The organism is Streptomyces durmitorensis (assembly GCF_023498005.1).
In the GTDB taxonomy this organism is placed as follows: Bacteria; Actinomycetota; Actinomycetes; order Streptomycetales; family Streptomycetaceae; genus Streptomyces; species Streptomyces durmitorensis.
The window spans coordinates 2,578,247-2,595,491 of the sequence record NZ_CP097289.1 but is presented as its reverse complement, the minus strand read 5'-3'; the positions used below and the strand labels follow the sequence as shown (position 1 = coordinate 2,595,491).

General features: G+C 71.9%; 11 protein-coding genes. 10 read left to right on the top strand and 1 reads right to left on the bottom strand.

Going from position 1 to position 17,245, the window contains the following annotated elements; genetic code table 11:
* The first annotated feature begins 114 nt into the window (after positions 1-114).
* The 8 genes from M4V62_RS11690 (at position 115) to M4V62_RS11655 (ending at position 13,183) form a co-directional block, all read left to right on the top strand.
* Positions 115-564: a cold-shock protein gene (locus M4V62_RS11690; RefSeq protein WP_249587192.1), complete on the top strand. Its 450-nt coding sequence runs from the start codon at positions 115-117 to the stop codon at positions 562-564.
* Positions 565-698: 134 nt separating this feature from the next.
* Positions 699-2,198, top strand: coding sequence for a 3' terminal RNA ribose 2'-O-methyltransferase Hen1 (locus M4V62_RS11685; protein WP_249587191.1), 1,500 nt, complete (start codon positions 699-701; stop codon positions 2,196-2,198).
* Positions 2,195-4,813, top strand: coding sequence for a polynucleotide kinase-phosphatase (locus M4V62_RS11680; RefSeq protein WP_249587190.1), 2,619 nt, complete (start codon positions 2,195-2,197; stop codon positions 4,811-4,813). The genes M4V62_RS11685 and M4V62_RS11680 overlap by 4 nt, the downstream gene beginning before the upstream one ends.
* A 63-nt stretch (positions 4,814-4,876) precedes the next feature.
* Positions 4,877-6,103: an arginine deiminase gene (locus M4V62_RS11675; protein ID WP_249587189.1), complete on the top strand. Its 1,227-nt coding sequence runs from the start codon at positions 4,877-4,879 to the stop codon at positions 6,101-6,103.
* A 69-nt stretch (positions 6,104-6,172) separates the two neighbouring features.
* Positions 6,173-7,171 carry an ornithine carbamoyltransferase gene (argF, locus tag M4V62_RS11670; RefSeq protein ID WP_249587188.1) on the top strand — a complete coding sequence of 333 codons (999 nt, stop codon included), beginning with the start codon at positions 6,173-6,175 and terminating at the stop codon, positions 7,169-7,171.
* A gap of 133 nt (positions 7,172-7,304) precedes the next feature.
* Positions 7,305-8,720, top strand: coding sequence for an amino acid permease (locus M4V62_RS11665; RefSeq protein WP_249587187.1), 1,416 nt, complete (start codon positions 7,305-7,307; stop codon positions 8,718-8,720).
* Positions 8,721-8,796: 76 nt separating this feature from the next.
* Complete coding sequence (locus M4V62_RS11660) at positions 8,797-9,096, top strand: trypco2 family protein (protein WP_249587186.1); 300 nt, start codon at positions 8,797-8,799, stop codon at positions 9,094-9,096.
* Between the two features lie 16 nt (positions 9,097-9,112).
* On the top strand, positions 9,113-13,183 hold the full coding sequence (locus M4V62_RS11655) for a trypsin-like peptidase domain-containing protein (protein ID WP_249587185.1): 4,071 nt from the start codon (positions 9,113-9,115) through the stop codon (positions 13,181-13,183).
* Here the strand turns inward: M4V62_RS11655 and M4V62_RS11650 are convergent.
* Complete coding sequence (locus M4V62_RS11650; protein ID WP_249592792.1) at positions 13,140-13,595, bottom strand: ATP-binding protein; 456 nt, start codon at positions 13,593-13,595, stop codon at positions 13,140-13,142. The genes M4V62_RS11655 and M4V62_RS11650 overlap by 44 nt on opposite strands.
* Before the next feature lie 327 nt (positions 13,596-13,922).
* Here M4V62_RS11650 and M4V62_RS11645 point away from each other — a divergent pair, with 327 nt between their 5' ends.
* Positions 13,923-14,750, top strand: a complete 828-nt coding sequence (locus M4V62_RS11645) for an enoyl-CoA hydratase family protein (RefSeq protein ID WP_249587184.1) — start codon at positions 13,923-13,925, stop codon at positions 14,748-14,750.
* Positions 14,751-14,920: 170 nt separating this feature from the next.
* Positions 14,921-17,245 (top strand): bifunctional salicylyl-CoA 5-hydroxylase/oxidoreductase, encoded by a 2,325-nt coding sequence (locus tag M4V62_RS11640; protein WP_249587183.1) that lies wholly within the window; start codon positions 14,921-14,923, stop codon positions 17,243-17,245.

The window sequence follows — 17,245 nt, the reverse complement described above, 5'->3', positions numbered from 1 at the left end:
GCCCGCGGGATGCGATCAGCGGCTCACCCCCACGACGCCCGGGTCCGGAGGTTAGGCTTCGGCACTGGCTGTCCGGGCGAGGGGCCCGGAGACGGTGTTGGGGTTGGGGTCGAGATGGTCGCTGGCAGGGTTGTGCGGTTCGACGGCGCGCGGGGTTATGGATTCATCGCCCCGGAGACCGGTGGGGAAGACGTGTTCCTGCACGCCAACGATCTGCTGATCCCGGAGCCCTTGGTGCACACGGGCGCGCGGGTCGAGTTCGAGATCGAGGAGGGCGAGCGCGGACCCAAGGCGTCGTCCGTCCGTCTTCCCCAGGGGGCGCAGGCGCCGACGGCATCGCCGTTCGCGGGACGGGCCCAGATGCCGCCGTCGATCCAGGCGTCCGCCGCCGGGTTCGACGACGGCGAGGAGCCCACCTGCGATGTGCTCAGCGTCGCGGAGTACTCGTTCGAGGTGACCGAGCTGCTGCTCGCCGCGGCCGGGTGGATGACCGGTGAGCAGATCACGCAGCTCCGCGAACACCTGGTGCAGCACGGCAGGAGCCACGGCTGGGTGGAGGGCTGAGGGAGGGCACGAGGGGCCTCGGGGGAGCGGAAAAATCCCTGAGTGCGTCCGTGATGTTCGCTGTACGGTCTAGAGGCGCGCTGGAGCCGCAACCGTAAGTTTCCGCAGTTCAGATTGCGTTTCGAGGCATACCCGTGTTCCTGACGATCAGTACCTCCGGTACCCCTGAGAACCCCGCGACCGACCTCGGGTTCCTGCTGCACAAGCATCCCGAGAAGGCGCAGGCGTTCTCCACCTCCTACGGCACCGCGCACGTCCTCTACCCCGAGGCGTCCGTGGAGCGCTGCACCGCCGCGCTGCTGCTCGAGGTGGATCCCGTGGCGCTGGTGAAGCGGGGCAAGGGCAAGGGGCGGGGCGGTGCGCCCGACGCGGCCCTCGCGCAGTACGTGAACGACCGGCCCTACGCGGCGTCGTCACTGCTCGCCGTGGCGCTGAGCGCGGTGTTCTCCAGCGCGATGCGCGGGGTGTGCAACGCGCGGCCCGAGCGGGCCGGGCAGCCGCTGCCGCTGCGGATCGAGGTGCCCGCGCTGCCCGCGCGCGGCGGCGCCGATCTGGTGCGCCAGCTGTTCGAGCCGCTGGGCTGGACGGCCACGGTGACACGGATCCCGCTGGACGAGCGGTTCCCGGAATGGGGTGACTCGCGGTACGTCCATCTCGTACTCGACGTGCCGGACGGGAAGTTGACCCTGGGCGAGGCGCTCCGGCACCTCTATGTCCTGCTCCCCGTGCTCGACGACGCCAAGCACTACTGGGTCTCGCCGGACGAGGTCGACAAGCTGCTGCGCGCCGGTGAGGGCTGGCTCGCGGACCACCCGGAGCAGAAGCTCATCACCAGCCGCTATCTCGCGCGGCGCTGGTCGCTGACCCAGGAGGCCATGCAGCGGCTCGAACTGGTGCGGCTCGCCGACGCGGACGACACGGATGTCGACGCCATCGACAACGCGGTCGGCGAGGAGAGCGATGACGCCGAATCCGAGGAGGGCCCGGACAGGCCCGTGCCGCTCGCCGTGCTGCGGCGTGAGGCGATCCTCGCGGCGCTGACCGGGGCCGGGGCCGGGCGCGTGCTCGATCTCGGGTGCGGCCAGGGCCAGTTGGTGCAGGCGCTGCTCAAGGACACGCGGTTCACCGAGATAGCCGGTGTCGACGTGTCGATGCGGGCGCTGACCATCGCCTCGCGGCGGCTGAAGCTCGACCGCATGGGCGAGCGGCAGGCCGACCGCGTCAAGCTCTTCCAGGGCTCGCTCGCGTACACCGACAAGCGGCTCAAGGGGTACGACGCCGCCGTGCTCAGCGAGGTCATCGAGCACCTCGACGAGGAGCGGCTGCCCGCCCTGGAGTACGCGGTGTTCGGCTCGGCGCGGCCGCGCACCGTGCTCGTGACGACGCCGAACGTCGAGTACAACGTCCGCTGGGAGACGCTCCCCGCCGGGCACGTCCGGCACGGCGACCACCGGTTCGAGTGGACGCGCGAGGAGTTTCGCGGCTGGGCCCGCCAGGTGGCCGAACGGCACGGCTATGACGTGGAGTTCGTGCCCGTCGGGGAGGACGACCCCGAGGTGGGGCCGCCGACCCAGATGGCCGTGTTCACGCAGAACGGCAACGACGAGAAGACGAAGGGAGTGAAGGCGGCATGACGAAGAACGACCCGAACACCGAGCACACCGAGCGCACCGAGCCCACCGAGTACGACCGCGCGAGCGGGCCGGAGGGTGACGTGCGCCCCCGCGGACGCGTGCTGCCCGTCACCGACCTCTCCCTCGTCGTCCTCGTCGGCGCCACCGGCTCCGGCAAGTCCACCTTCGGCCGCAGGCACTTCAAGCCCACCGAGGTGCTCTCCAGCGACTTCTGCCGCGGCCTCGTCGCCGACGACGAGAACGACCAGGGCGCGAGCGGTGACGCCTTCGACGTGCTGCACTACATCGCGGGCAAGCGCCTCGCCGCGGGCCGCCGCACCGTCGTCGACGCGACCAACGTGCAGAGCGAGAGCCGCAAGCAGCTGATCGAGTTGGCCAGGCAGCATGACGTGCTGCCCATCGCCATCGTCCTCGACGTGCCCGAGGAGGTCTGCGCCGCACGCAACGCCGAGCGCGCCGACCGGGCCGGCCTGCCCCGCCGCGTCATCCAGCGCCACCAGCGGGAACTGCGCCGCTCGCTCAAGCACCTGGAGCGCGAGGGGTTCAGGAAGGTCCACGTCCTCAAGGGCGTGGAGGAGATCGACGGCGCCACCATCGTCACCGAGAAGCGCTACAACGACCTCTCGCACCTCACGGGCCCCTTCGACATCATCGGCGACATCCACGGCTGCGCCGCCGAGCTGGACACCCTGCTCGGCAAGCTCGGTTACGTCGACGGCGTGCACCCCGAAGGGCGTACGGCCGTCTTCGTGGGCGACCTCGTCGACCGCGGCCCGGACTCCCCGGGCGTGCTGCGCCGCGTGATGTCGATGGTCGGCGACGGCAACGCCCTGTGCGTACCGGGCAATCACGAGAACAAGCTCGGCCGCTACCTCAAGGGCCGCAACGTCCAGCACACCCACGGGCTCGCCGAGACGATCGAGCAGCTGGAGGCGGAGAGCGAGGAATTCCGCGCCACCGTGCGGGAGTTCGTGGACGGTCTCGTCTCGCACTATGTGCTCGACGGCGGCAGGCTCGTCGTCTGCCACGCGGGTCTGCCCGAGAAGTACCACGGGCGTACGTCGGGCCGCGTCCGCTCGCACGCGCTGTACGGCGACACGACCGGTGAGACCGACGAGTTCGGCCTGCCCGTTCGCTACCCCTGGGCGGAGGACTACCGCGGCAGCGCCGCCGTGGTCTACGGCCACACGCCCGTGCCCACCGCGAGCTGGCTGAACAACACCATCTGCCTGGACACCGGCGCCGTCTTCGGCGGCAGGCTCACCGCGCTGCGCTGGCCGGAGCGCGAGCTCGTCGACGTACCGGCGGAGCAGGTCTGGTACGAACCGGCCAGGCCGCTGCGCACGGAGGCGCCCGGCGGTCACGACGGGCGGCCGCTCGACCTGAACGACGTGCACGGCCGCCGCGCCGTGGAGACCGGGCACGCGGGACGCGTCGCCGTGCGCGAGGAGAACGCGGCCGCGGCCCTTGAGGTCATGAGCCGCTTCGCCGTCGACCCGCGGCTCCTTCCGTACCTCCCGCCGACGATGGCGCCGACCGCGACCTCGCAGCGCGAGGGGTACTTGGAGCACCCGGCCGAGGCCTTCGCGTCGTACGCCCAGGACGGTGTCGCCCGGGTCGTGTGCGAGGAGAAGCACATGGGCTCGCGCGCGGTGGCCCTGGTGTGCCGCGACGCGGACGTGGCCCGCGAGCGCTTCGGCGTGGACGGGCCGACCGGCTCGCTCTGCACCCGTACGGGGCGCCCTTTCTTCGACGACCCCGAGGTCACCGAGGAGATACTCGACCGCGTGCGCACCGCCGTCACCGAGGCGGGCCTGTGGCAGGAGCTCGACACGGACTGGCTGTTGCTGGACGCGGAGTTGATGCCCTGGTCGCTGAAGGCGTCCGGCCTGCTCCGTACGCAGTACGCGGCCGTGGGCGCCGCCTCCCGAGCCGTCTTCCCCGGCGCGATCGCCGCCCTGGAAGCGGCGACGGCACGCGGCGTGGACACCGGAGGGCTCCTGGCCAAGCAGCGCGAACGCGCCGTGGACGCGGCGGCGTTCACGGATGCCTACCGCCGCTACTGCTGGCCGACCGAAGGCCTTGAGGGCGTGCGCCTCGCGCCGTTCCAGATCCTGGCCGTCCAGGGCCGCAGCCTCGCCGCGCTCCCGCACGACGAACAGCTCGCCCTGATCGACCGCATGGTGGAGCACGACGGCACCGGCCTGTTGCAGACCACCCGCAGGCTGTATGTCGAGACCGGTGACGAGGCCTCGGTCCAGGCAGGCGTCGACTGGTGGCTCGAGATGACCAACCGGGGCGGCGAGGGCATGGTCGTCAAGCCGGTCGAGGCGCTGGTCCGCGACACGAAGGGCCGGATCGTGCAGCCCGGCATCAAGTGCCGCGGACGGGAGTACCTCCGGATCATCTACGGCCCGGAGTACACCCGCCCCGACCACCTCGACAAGCTGCGCGGCCGCTTCCTGGGCCACAAGCGCTCGCTCGCGATCCGTGAGTACGCGCTCGGCCTCGAGGCCCTGGACCGTCTCGCGGCGGGCGAGCCGCTGTGGCGGGTCCACGAGGCGGTGTTCGCGGTCCTGGCCCTGGAGTCGGAGCCGGTGGACCCGCGGCTCTAGGCAGGGCCCACTGCTTTGGGCAACAGCGGGCGTCGGCCGCCCGGCAGGGGAAAGATGGACTCCATGGGATTCCATGTCGACTCCGAGGCCGGGCGGCTGCGCCGCGTGATCCTGCACCGCCCTGATCTGGAGCTCAAGCGGCTCACGCCGACCAACAAGGACGCGCTGCTCTTCGACGACGTCCTGTGGGTCCGCCGGGCCCGCCAGGAACACGACGGATTCGCCGATGTGCTGCGCGACCGCGGGGTGGCCGTCCACCTCTTCGGCGACCTGCTCACCGAGGCCATGGACGTGCCGGGCGCGCGCCTCCTCGTCCTGGACCGCGTCTTCGACGAGAAGGAGTACGGGCCGCTGGCGACGGACCATCTGCGGGCCGCGTTCGAGACGATGCCGTCCGCCGAGCTCGCCGACGCGCTGATCGGCGGGATGACGAAGCGCGAGTTCCTGGAGCACCACCCCGAGCCGACGTCCGTGCGCTTCCACTGCATGGACCTGGACGACTTCCTGCTCGGCCCGCTGCCCAACCACCTCTTCACGCGCGACACCTCGGCGTGGATATACGACGGTGTCTCCATCAACGCGATGCGCTGGCCCGCGCGGCAGCGCGAGACCGTGCACTTCGAGGCGATCTACCGGCACCACCCGCTCTTCCGGGCCGAGGAATTCCACGTCTGGTCCCAGGGTCAGTCGGACTACCCCTCGACCATCGAGGGCGGCGACGTCCTGGTGATCGGCCGGGGCGCGGTCCTCATCGGCATGAGCGAGCGCACCACGCCGCAGGCCGTCGAGATGCTCGCGCACAAGCTCTTCGCGGCGGGTTCCGCGCAGACGATCGTGGCCCTGGACATGCCGAAGAGACGCGCGTTCATGCATCTCGACACGGTCATGACGATGGTCGACGCCGACACCTTCACGCAGTACGCGGGCCTCGGCATGCTCCGTTCGTACACGATCGAGCCGGGCGTGGACGGGCGGGAGCTGAAGGTCACCGACCATCCGCCCGAGCACATGCACCGGGCGATCGCGGCGGCCCTCGGCCTGAACGGGATCAGGGTCCTCACCGCCACGCAGGACGTGCACGCCGCCGAGCGCGAGCAGTGGGACGACGGCTGCAACGTGCTGGCGGTCGAGCCGGGCGTCGTCGTGGCGTACGAAAGGAACTCGACCACGAACACGCATCTGCGCAAGGAGGGCATCGAGGTGATCGAGATCCGCGGGAGCGAGCTGGGGCGCGGCCGGGGCGGTCCGCGGTGCATGAGCTGTCCGGTGCAGCGGGATGCCGTCGACTGAATAGAAATGTGGAGCGTCGTATAGACTTCCAGTATTCCTAGTCCCCGTACACGCCTCTGGAGCGCCATCATGGCCATCGATCTCACCGGCCGCCACTTCCTCAAGGAGCTGGACTTCACCGCCGAGGAGTTCCGCGGCCTGATCGAGCTCGCCGCCGAGCTGAAGGCGGCCAAGAAGGCGGGCACCGAGACGCAGTCGCTGCGGGGCAAGAACATCGTGCTGATCTTCGAGAAGTCCTCCACGCGCACGCGCTGCTCCTTCGAGGTCGCGGCGGCGGACCAGGGTGCGTCGACGACGTACATCGACCCGGCCGGATCCCACATCGGCTCCAAGGAGTCCCCGAAGGACACCGCCCGGGTGCTCGGCCGGATGTTCGACGCCATCGAGTTCCGGGGCGACGCCCAGGCGACGGTCGAGGAGCTCGCCGCCCACGCGGGCGTGCCCGTCTACAACGGCCTGACCGACGACTGGCACCCCACCCAGATGCTCGCCGACGTGCTCACGATGACCGAGCACAGCACCAAGCCCCTCACCGAGATGGCCTTCGCCTACCTCGGCGACGCCCGGTTCAACATGGGCAACTCGTACCTGATCACCGCCGCGCTGCTCGGCATGGACGTACGCATCGTCGCGCCGAAGGCCTACTGGCCCGCCGACGCGATCGTCGCCCGGGCCCGCGAGCTCGCCGAGACCAGCGGTGCGCGGATCACGCTCAGCGAGGACGTGGCCGAGGGCGTGGCGGGCGCCGACTTCGTCGTGACCGACGTCTGGGTCTCCATGGGCGAGCCCAAGGAGGTCTGGGACGAGCGCATAGCGGCGCTCGCGCCGTATGCCGTGACCATGGACGTCCTGCGCGCGACGGGCAACGCCGACGTGAAGTTCCTGCACTGCCTCCCGGCCTTCCACGACCTGGGCACGAAGGTCGGGCGTGAGATCCACGCGCGGCACGGTCTAAGCTCTCTCGAGGTCACCGACGAGGTCTTCGAGTCGGCGCACTCCGTCGTCTTCGACGAGGCGGAGAACCGGCTCCACACGATCAAGGCGATCCTCGTCGCCACGCTCGCCTGACCCCTGACCCCTGACCCCTGAACGCTTTACAGCACGCTCACACCGGTAGGGCCGGGGAACACCATCCCCCGGCCCCGCTTTTTTGCGGCACACCCCCGCCGCGCCCCAGCACCACCGAAATGAGAACCACCGCATGCGCTCGACCGGTCCGGCAGGACTCCGCATCAAGTCCCCCGAACTCCTCGTCGCCGAATCGGGCGCCGACCTCGAAGGCCACGGCCTGAAGCGCACCATGGGCCTGTTCCAGCTGGTCTGCTTCGGCGTCGGCGCGATCGTCGGCACCGGCATCTTCGTCGGCCTCTCCGACAGCGTCGCCGAGGCGGGCCCCGCGGTCGCCGTCTCGTACTTCCTGGCCGCCGTCACCTGCATCTTCACCGCCTTCTCGTTCGCCGAGCTGGGCGGGGCGATCCCGGTCTCCGGCAGCTCGTACTCCTTCGCGTACGCCTCGCTCGGCGAGCGCACCGCGTTCCTCGTCGGGTGGTGCCTGCTCCTGGAGTACGGCGTCTCCGTCTCCGCCGTGGCGGTCGGCTGGAGCCAGTACCTGAACGAGCTGCTCGAAAGCCTCACCGGCTGGCACCTGCCCGACGCGCTCTCCGCGGGGCCCGGCGAGGGCGGCGTGGTGAACCTGCCCGCCGTCGTCGTGATCCTCCTTGCCGCGGTGCTGCTCGTGCGCGGCATCCGCGAGAGCGCGCGGGCGACGGCCGCCATGGCCGTCCTCAAGATCGGCATCCTGCTGCTCTTCCTGGCCATCGCGTTCACCGCGTTCAAGGCCGGCAACCTCACCCCCTTCGCGGGCGCCGGAGCCTCCGGGATCACCGCGGGCGCCTCGCTCGCCTTCTTCTCCTTCATCGGCTTCGACGCGATCACCACGGCGGGCGAAGAGGTCAAGAACCCCCGCCGGAACATCCCGATCGCCATCCTGATCTGCATCGGCGTCGCCACGCTCCTGTACGTCGCCGTCGCCCTCGGAGCGATCGGCGCACTGGGCGCGGACGCGGTCGCCGACAAGCCCGCCGCGCTCTCGCTGGTCGTCAACCAGGTCACCGACTCGACCGTCGGCGGCGGCATCATCGCCTTCGGCGCGGTCGTGGCCATCGCCTCCGTCGTGCTCGCCGTGATGTACGGGCAGACCCGCATCCTGATGTCGATGTCCCGCGACGGGCTCATCCCGCGCGTCTTCGAGCGCGTCTCGCCGAAGACCTCGACGCCGGTCGCCAACACCTGGATCGTCGCCGCGGTCTTCGCCGTCCCCGCCGCCTTCTCGTCGCTCGACGTGGTGGTCAACCTGACGACGATCGGCACGCTGGCGATCATGGTCGCTGTGAACGTCGCGGTGCTCGCACTGCGCCGCTCGGCCCCGGAGCTGAAGCGCAGTTTCCGGGTGCCGCTCTACCCCGTGACCCCGGTCCTGGGCGTGGGTTTCTGCCTCTACCTGATCTGGGGAACGGGCTGGACGACGTGGGTGCAGTTCGCGGTGTTCCTGGTCGTGGGCACGCTCGTCTACACGTTCTACGGCCGCAGCCGGTCCCGGATGAACTCCGCATCCTGACCTGTCGATTGCCCGCTCATCGCCCGGACTTGCCCAGTACGCTTGACCGACAGGGCTCGGGGGCGAGGGGGCGGCCGTGATTGAACTCTCCGAAGTAGTGGGCGAGTTGAGGCGTGAGCTGGACGAGGCGATGAGGGCGGGCGCCGGAGAGCGCCTGCGCTTCGAGCTGGGCCCGGTCGAGGTGGAGGCGTCCTTCACCGTGGAGCGGTCGGGCGGCGCGGGCGCCAAGGTCCGCTTCTGGGTGGTCGACGCGAACGCCGAGGGGAAAGTGGCCCGGAGCGACACGCACCGCATCACTCTGACCCTGCACCCGAAGATCGACGGACAGCCCGGGCGGCCCGAGATATCGGGCCGGGAAGCGGACGGCGAGCGCTGACCGGGGCGGGGGAGCCGTGCGCACGCGGGGCCTGGACATCGGGCGGGCCGCCGAGATCATCGTGACGCCGGGCCGCGGCGAGAAGCGCCGCGGCTCCGGCTACCTCGTACGCGACGGCCTCGTGCTCACGGCCGAGCACGTCGTGCACGACGCCGCGCGCGTGGAGGTGCGCTTCGACGCCGACCGTCCCGGCGAGCGGACCCACCGGGCAGACGTCGTCTGGTCGCACGCGGAGGTCGACGGGGCGCTCCTGTCCGTGCCGCAGGAGAAGGTGGACGGGCCGGTCCTCCTCGGGCGCGTGGGCGAGCGTGACGCCGTCCTGCGGTGCACGACTCTGGGCTTCCCCCGGTTCAAGCTGCGCGCCGACACGGGCGGCGGCGCCCTGGCCTACCGCGACACCCGGCACGCGGAGGGCTCCGTGCCCGTGCTCTCCAATCGGCGCGAGGGCACGCTCGAACTGCACGTGCCGCCGCCCGAGTACGACCCCGACCCGCTGCGCTCGCCCTGGGAGGGCATGTCCGGAGCGCCCGTCCTCAGCGGCGGCCGGCTGATCGGCATCGTCGGCAGGCACCACCGCTCGGACGGCCTCGGCACCCTCGCCGTGCTGCGGATCGACCGCTGGCACGCGCGCTTGTCCAAGGCCGAACTCGATGCGGTCCAGAGCGTGTTGGACCTCTGGATAGGTCCCGGCGACCTGCCCGACGTCATCCCTCCCGGCCGGGGCGAGGTGGCCCAGGTGGCCCAACTGCGGCAGGTGCGGGACATCGCGCCGCCCGAACTGGTCGGCCGTGAGGGTGAGATCGAGGAACTCGTCACCTTCTGCGCGGGCGACGAGCGCTACCAGTGGTGGCAGGCGCTGCCCTGGAGCGGCAAGACGGCACTCGCCTCGACGTTCGTCCTGAACCCGCCGGCCGGGGTCCGCCCCGTGTCCTTCTTCGTCACGGCGCGCTGGGCCGAGCAGGCCGACAGCGACGCTTTCACCGACGGCCTGATCGCCCAACTGGCCCCCCTCGCGGGCATCGAGGCCGCCGCGGTCGGCCGCGACGCCCTGCGCAGGCTCCTGTTCGACCGGGCCGCCGAGCGCCTCGCGGAGCAGGGGGAGACGCTGCTCCTCGTCGTCGACGGCCTGGACGAGGACCGCGCCGCCGGGCCCGACAGCGCACGGCCGAGCATCGCCGCCCTGCTGCCGCCCCGCCCGCCCGCCAACGTCCGCGTCCTGGTCACCAGCCGCCCGCACCCCGGTGTGCCGCTGGACGTGCCGGCCGACCACCCCCTGCGTCACTGCCCCCGGCGGCAGCTGGAAAGGAACGACTTCGCGCGGCACATCCAGGACGAGGCCAGGCGCGAACTGTACGAGGCGCTCCGCGGCGACCAGGCACAGGTGGATCTGCTCGGACTGCTCACGGCGGCCCAGGGCGGACTCACAGCCCGGGATCTCGTGGAGCTGACGGGCATGATGCCTTTCCAGCTGAACACGCGGCTCACCAGCGTGCTCGGCCGCAGTCTGGAGACCCGCACCCGCTGGGACCTGACCGAGGAGCAGGGCTATCTGTTCGCGCACGAGACGCTGCGCGAACAGGCCGGGCAGGCGCTGGGGCAGAGCGTCGCGGAGTACCGCGCCCGCATCCACGCCTGGGCCGACGGCTACCGCGATCAGGGCTGGCCCGAGAACACCCCCGGCTACCTGCTGCACACGTACGGGCGGTTGCTCGCGGGCGCGGGCGACCCGGACAGATATCTGGCCACCATCACCGACGGGCGCCGCCAGGCAAGGCTGCTCGCCGTCACCGGGAGCGACGCCGTCGCCCAGGCGGAGATCGCGGCGGCCCGCAGACAGCTGGCCAGGTCGCCCCAGGGTGACCTGGGGATCGTCGGTGAACTGTCGCTCGTCGCCGATGAGTTGGTGCACAGGAACGCCGGTCTTCCCGTCGGGCTGCCCGCCGTCTGGGCGGCGCTCGGGCTGAGCGCGCAGGCGGAGGGGATCGCCAGGACGCTGCTCGATCCGTGGGACCGGGCGCGAGCGATGGCACGGATGGCGGCGGGCGTCGCCGCGGCGGACCCACGGCTCGCCCGGCGCGTGGCCGCCGAGACCGACGCCTGGGTGCCCTCCGGCTTCGCCGACGGGGAGGACTCCGTGGCGGCGTATCACCACGCCGAGTTCTGTGCGGACCGGGTGATCGCGCTGGTGCGGGTGGGGGAGGTGCGGGGCGCGCTCGCGGAGGCGCTGCGTGCTCCGTACGCCTGGGAGCGGGCCACGATCCTGCGGAAGCTGGCGGAGCGGTCGGTCGCCGGTGGGGCGGGCGCCCCGGGTGAACTGGCCGACGCGGCAGAGGAGTTGGCGGCCACCACGCCCCGACAACCGGCCCGGACCATGCTGCTCGCCTGCGCGAGCCTGCTCGTCCGCGACGATGACCCGGAGCGTGCCGAGCGGCTGGCACGCCTCGCCGAGCGGATTCCGCCACGGCGCTCCGCACTGACCCTGGCCTGCCTGGCGGTGCTGACGGGGCGCGTGGAACCGGAGCGTGCAGCACGCCTAGCGGACCGCGGGAAGCTGCGCGCCGAGCGCCGCCGCATCTGGGGAGAGCGCGCCAAGGGCTGGCTGCGTGCGACGGTCCGCGGCTTCGAGATCTCGGACGACACGGATTCCCTCCCCGTGGACACGCGGGAAGCCCTGCTTCACGCACGGCTGGCCACAGGGGAGGCGGACGAGGGAGTGTTCGCGTTCTGTGCGGCGGCCGAGCGCGGTGAGGAGATCACCCTGCCGGCGTTCGGGATGCCCGGGAGCGCTGAGGTCCGGGTCTGCGTGGCGGAGCGGCTCGTGGCGGTCGGCAGGCACGACGAGGCACGCGAAATCACCGCCGAGTCTCCCGCGCGCGACAGGGCGGAGGTGGCCGCGGCCTTCGCCCTGAGCCGCGCCGCCGAGGCGCCCTCGGACGCCGCGACCGTGGCGCGGCTCCTCGCGGACGAGTCCCGCAAGAGCCCCGAGGGCGGCCGCTCGGCGCTGACGCCCGTGCTCGGTGTGCTGTCCGAGGCCCTGGTGGCAGCGGGGTCGGCGGACCGGGCCGGGCAGTTGGCCCGGCACGCGCCGGAGCTTTCGGACGGCTGGGCCCGGACCGCGCTGTACCGGGCGGAGGGCCGTGCGGAGGCGACGCGCGTCTTCCATGAGGTGAAGCCACAGTTCGAACGGGCGGGGAGTCCGGGGCTGTTGGCCGACGACCTGGAGGTCGTCGCCCTGGTCGATGGAATCGACCGTGCGATCGAGGTCGCCAGGGACGATCCGATCCGGGAGGCCGCGGCTGGATTCGCCGCGCTGACGAGGCTCCTGCCGGGCGGGGATCCACGCCGGGCGGAGTGCGCTGCGCTGGCACGGGCGAAGGCACACGACGAGGACGGCTACCAGGACCCCGCGACCCCCGACATGTCCGACGCGTGGTGGGCGGCGCTCGCGGCCACGCTCTGGGGCCAGCCGGATGCGGTGCGTGCCTGGATCACCGGCCGGGTGCGGGGTCTGGCCGGGCGCCGGGCCGGCGCCAATTTCCTCCAGCCGCGCCTGAGCTGGCTGCGTGACCCGTTCGAGAGAGCGTCGGCCGTACTCGCGCTCTCCAGGGTCGACGCCGACGAGGCCGCCGCGCGCCTCCGGGAATGGCGGTGGCAGGACACCATGATCGGAGACTCGCCCGACCGGCGGGCGGATGCCCTCTGGTCGACGACCGCCCTGCTGATGGGCATCCCGGCCGGTGGCGGCACGCTGCCCGAGCCCTACCGGGGAATGCACATCGGCGTCGCCGCTCTGGCGGCCCTGGACGGCGGTCGCGAGTGGTGCTCCCTGCCCCGTCCACGGCGCCGGAGCACCGAGTCCGACCTGCGGCGGCTGCTGCTCCTCGACGCCCATGCGGGCCCTTGCCGGGTCAGGGATCGCGCGGAGGGCGAACGCCTGATCCGTGCGCTGCTCGTCCGGGACGACTGGTGGCGGGCCCTGCCCGCGCTGGCCCTCCTCGACCCGGCGGCCGTGCGGCGCGTCGGCGATGTGGTGGCCGTCCGGCTCAGGCGCAGCCCGAGTCCGGACCGAGGTGCGCAGGGAGCGTGAACCACACGGCCTTCCCTGACTCGGTGGGGCGGTGACCGCAGGACGAGCTGAGGGTGCGGATCAGGAGCAGGCCGCGCCCGTGCTCCTGCCAGGGGTCCGGCTCACCGAGCGGTGACGGGTCGGTGAGGTCGCCGGGCGGCAGCGGGTTCGAGTCGTGGACCTCGACCTGGCAGCCGGTCGGCAGGAGCTCGATGACGAGCTCTATCGGGTCGAGCCCCGAGGTGTGCTCCACCGCGTTCGCCACCAGCTCGGCCGTAAGCAGCTCAGCGGTGTCGCTGTCGGCGGGCGACTCGATCTCCGTGAGCGCGGTACGCACCAGCGCACGGGCGATCGGTACGGCCGCAGCGGTGTGCGGCAGCGCGATGCGCCACGAGGCGGGGGCAGGAGGTTCGTGCAAGGCGGGTCCGTTCAGGGCAGCAGGAGGTCCTGCTTTCAACCGTACGAATCTTAAGCGCTATGTCGACAGGGTCGACGGTCGGGCATGTCCGGGACGTCCGGCCCTTGGGTGCTCCAGGTGAAAAGACGTGCATTTCGGGATTTCAGTTCCCCCAAGGGGTCTGTGGGGTCTACGGGGCCTGTGGTGCTTGTGGTGCCCCTGGGGTCTGTGGGGCCCGTGGGGCCCGTGGGGATCTGCGGGAGAGACCACCTCGTATCGCGCACTCGTGACGACAGTCACGGACAGGTGATAACTTCGAGAGGTAGACCGCCGCCGCCCCGACCGAGGAGGCCGCACGTCGTCATGAGTCCCTTCACCGGCTCCGCCCCCCGCACCCCCGACTGGCAGCACCTGCGCTTCGAGGTGGACGACGGGGTCGCCACGGTCACCCTGGACCGCCCCGACAAACTGAACGCGCTCACCTTCGGCGCCTACGCCGACCTGCGCGATCTCCTGGCCGAGCTGTCCCGCGACAAGTCCGTGCGCGCCCTGGTGCTCGGCGGCGAGGGGCGCGGCTTCTGCTCGGGCGGTGACGTCGACGAGATCATCGGCGCGACCCTCGGCATGGACACCGCGCAGCTGCTCGACTTCAACCGCATGACGGGACAGGTCGTACGGGCCGTCCGCGAGTGCCCCTTCCCGGTGGTCGCCGCCGTGCACGGGGTGGCCGCGGGCGCCGGAGCCGTGCTCGCCCTCGCCGCCGACTTCCGGGTGGCCGACCCGTCGGCGCGGTTCTCCTTCCTCTTCACTCGGGTCGGCCTGTCGGGCGGTGACATGGGGGCTGCGTACCTCCTGCCCCGCGTCGTCGGCCTCGGCCACGCCACCCGGATCCTCATGCTGGGCGACCCGGTGCGCGCCCCCGAGGCCGAACGGATCGGCCTGATCAGCGAGTTGACCGACGAGGGCAAGGCGGCAGAGGCCGCACAGACCCTGGCGCGCCGCCTCGCCGACGGACCCGCCCTCGCGTACGCGCAGACCAAGGCCCTGCTGACCTCCGAACTCGACATGCCCCTGGCCGCAGCCGTGGAGATGGACGCCGCGACGCAGGCGCTCCTCATGACCGGCGAGGACTACAAGGAATTCCACGCGGCGTTCACGGAGAAGCGCCCGCCCAAGTGGCAGGGGCGATGAGCATGGGTGCGGCGGAGCGGAGCGGTCGGCCGATGCGGAGCGGGACACCGGAACGCGGCGAGCGACTCGCGCCCGCCGCTCGGTCCGCGACTGTCGGGCGGTCCGCGACTGTCGGGCGGTCCGCGACTGTCGGGCGGTCCGCGCCCGGCGGTCCGGGCAGCTCCGCCGAGGTGGCCGGGGCCGCCCGGACGACCACACCGTCCACGCCGCCCGAGGCGCACCGCATCGCCGTCATCGGAGGCGGCCCCGGCGGGCTCTACGCCGCGGCCCTCCTCAAGCGGCTCGACCCGCGGCGCGAGATCACCGTCTGGGAGCGCAACGCACCGGACGACACGTTCGGCTTCGGCGTCGTCCTCTCGGACGAGACGCTCGGCGGCATCGAGCACGCCGACCCCGTCGTCTACGCCGCGCTCCAGGCGGAGTTCGTGCGCTGGGACGACATCGACATCGTGCACCGGGGCAGCCGCCACACCTCGGGCGGCCACGGCTTCGCCGCGCTCGGGCGGCGCAGGCTGCTCGGCATCCTGCACGAGCGGTGCCAGGAACTCGGCGTCGACCTGCGCTTCCGTGCCGAGGCGCCCCCCGCCGCCGAGCTCTCCGCCGCGTACGACCTGGTGATCGCGGCGGACGGCGTGCACAGCCTCACGCGCGAGGCGCACGCCGAAGCCTTCGGGCCGAGCGTCGAGACGCACCGCTGCCGGTACATCTGGCTCGCGGCCGACTTCGCCTTCGACGCCTTCCGCTTCGAGATCGCCGAGACCGAGCACGGCGTGATGCAGCTGCACGGCTATCCGTTCTCGACCAAGGGGACCGGCGAGTCCACGGTCATCGTCGAGATGCGCGAAGAGGTGTGGGAGGCGGCCGGGTTCGCGGAGCTCGACGAGCGCGACGCGACCGAGCGCTGCGCCAAGATCTTCGCCGACGCCCTCGGCGGCCGGCCCCTGCGCGGCAACAAGTCCGCCTGGATCAACTTCCGCACGGTCGTCAACAAGCGCTGGTCGCACGGCAACACGGTGCTTCTCGGCGACGCGGCCCACACCGCGCACTTCTCCATCGGCTCCGGGACGAAGCTCGCGGTCGAGGACGCGCTCGCGCTCGCCGCCTGCCTTCAGGAGCGGCCCGCCATCCCCGATGCCCTTGCCGCGTACGAGACGGAGCGCCGCCCCGTCGTCGAGTCCACGCAGCGCGCGGCCCGCGCGAGCCTGGAGTGGTTCGAGCGGCTCCCGGACTATCTCGGCCAGCCGCCGCGCCAGTTCGCCTTCAACCTGCTCACCCGCAGCCGCCGCGTCACCCACGACAACCTCCGCCTGCGCGACGCCCACTTCACCGAGTCCGTCGAGCGCGACTTCGGCTGCCCGGAGGGCACACCGCCGATGTTCACGCCCTTCACCCTGCGCGACCTCACCCTGCGCAACCGCGTGGTCGTGTCCCCCATGGACATGTACTCCGCGGTGGACGGCGTCCCCGGCGACTTCCACCTCGTCCACCTGGGCGCGCGGGCGCTCGGCGGCGCGAGCCTGGTCATGACCGAGATGGTGTGCGTCAGTGAGCGGGGCCGCATCACGCCGGGCTGCGCCGGGCTCTACACCGAAGGACAGGCCGAGGCCTGGCGCCGGATCACCGACTTCGCGCACGCGCAGGCGCCGGGCACCGCGATCGGCGTCCAGCTCGGGCACTCGGGCCGCAAGGGCTCGACGAAGCTGATGTGGGAGGGCATCGACGAACCCCTGGACGAGGGGAACTGGCCGCTCGTGGCCCCCTCGCCCCTCCCGTACAAGGCGAACAGTCAGCGCCCGCACGAGCTGGACCGGGCCGGACTCGACGCGATCCGCGAGCAGTTCGCCGCGGCGGCCGGGCGGGCCGAGAGCAGCGGATTCGACCTCCTCGAACTGCACTGCGCGCACGGCTATCTGCTGTCCGGGTTCCTCTCGCCGCTGACCAACCACCGGACGGACGAGTACGGCGGCTCGCCGGAGAACCGGCTGCGCTTCCCCCTCGAAGTCTTCGACGCCATCCGGGAGTTGTGGCCGGACGGTAAACCCATGACCGTCCGCATCTCGGCCACCGACTGGGCCGAAGGCGGCACCACCGCGGACGAAGCCGTCGGGATCGCCCGCGCCTTCGCCGCGCACGGAGCCGACGCGATCGACGTCTCGACGGGCCAGGTCGTCTCCGACGAACGCCCCGCCTACGGCCGCTCCTACCAGACCCCGTTCGCCGACCGCATCCGCAACGAAACCGGCATCCCCGTCCTCACGGTCGGCGCCATCTCCTCCTGGGACGACGTCAACTCGCTGATCCTGGCGGGCCGTACGGACCTGTGCGCGCTCGCGCGCCCGCATCTGTACGACCCGCACTGGACGCTGCACGCGGCGGCCGAGCAGGGCTACGCGGGACCTGGGGTCAGCTGGCCGCAGCAGTACGGAGCGGGCAGCCGCCGACCGCAGACGGGACGGACGGATGCGCCCAAGCCCCGCCTGAAGCTGGGGAGTTGA

Bases quoted from the DNA above. Each gene is read 5' to 3' on its own strand.
- M4V62_RS11680 (WP_249587190.1), top strand. From the start codon at position 2,195: ATGACGAAGAACGACCCGAACACCGAGCACACCGAGCGCACCGAGCCC.
- argF (WP_249587188.1), top strand. From the start codon at position 6,173: ATGGCCATCGATCTCACCGGCCGCCACTTCCTCAAGGAGCTGGACTTC.
- M4V62_RS11665 (WP_249587187.1), top strand. From the start codon at position 7,305: ATGCGCTCGACCGGTCCGGCAGGACTCCGCATCAAGTCCCCCGAACTC.
- M4V62_RS11645 (WP_249587184.1), top strand. From the start codon at position 13,923: ATGAGTCCCTTCACCGGCTCCGCCCCCCGCACCCCCGACTGGCAGCAC.
- M4V62_RS11690 (WP_249587192.1), top strand. From the start codon at position 115: ATGGTCGCTGGCAGGGTTGTGCGGTTCGACGGCGCGCGGGGTTATGGA.
- M4V62_RS11675 (WP_249587189.1), top strand. From the start codon at position 4,877: ATGGGATTCCATGTCGACTCCGAGGCCGGGCGGCTGCGCCGCGTGATC.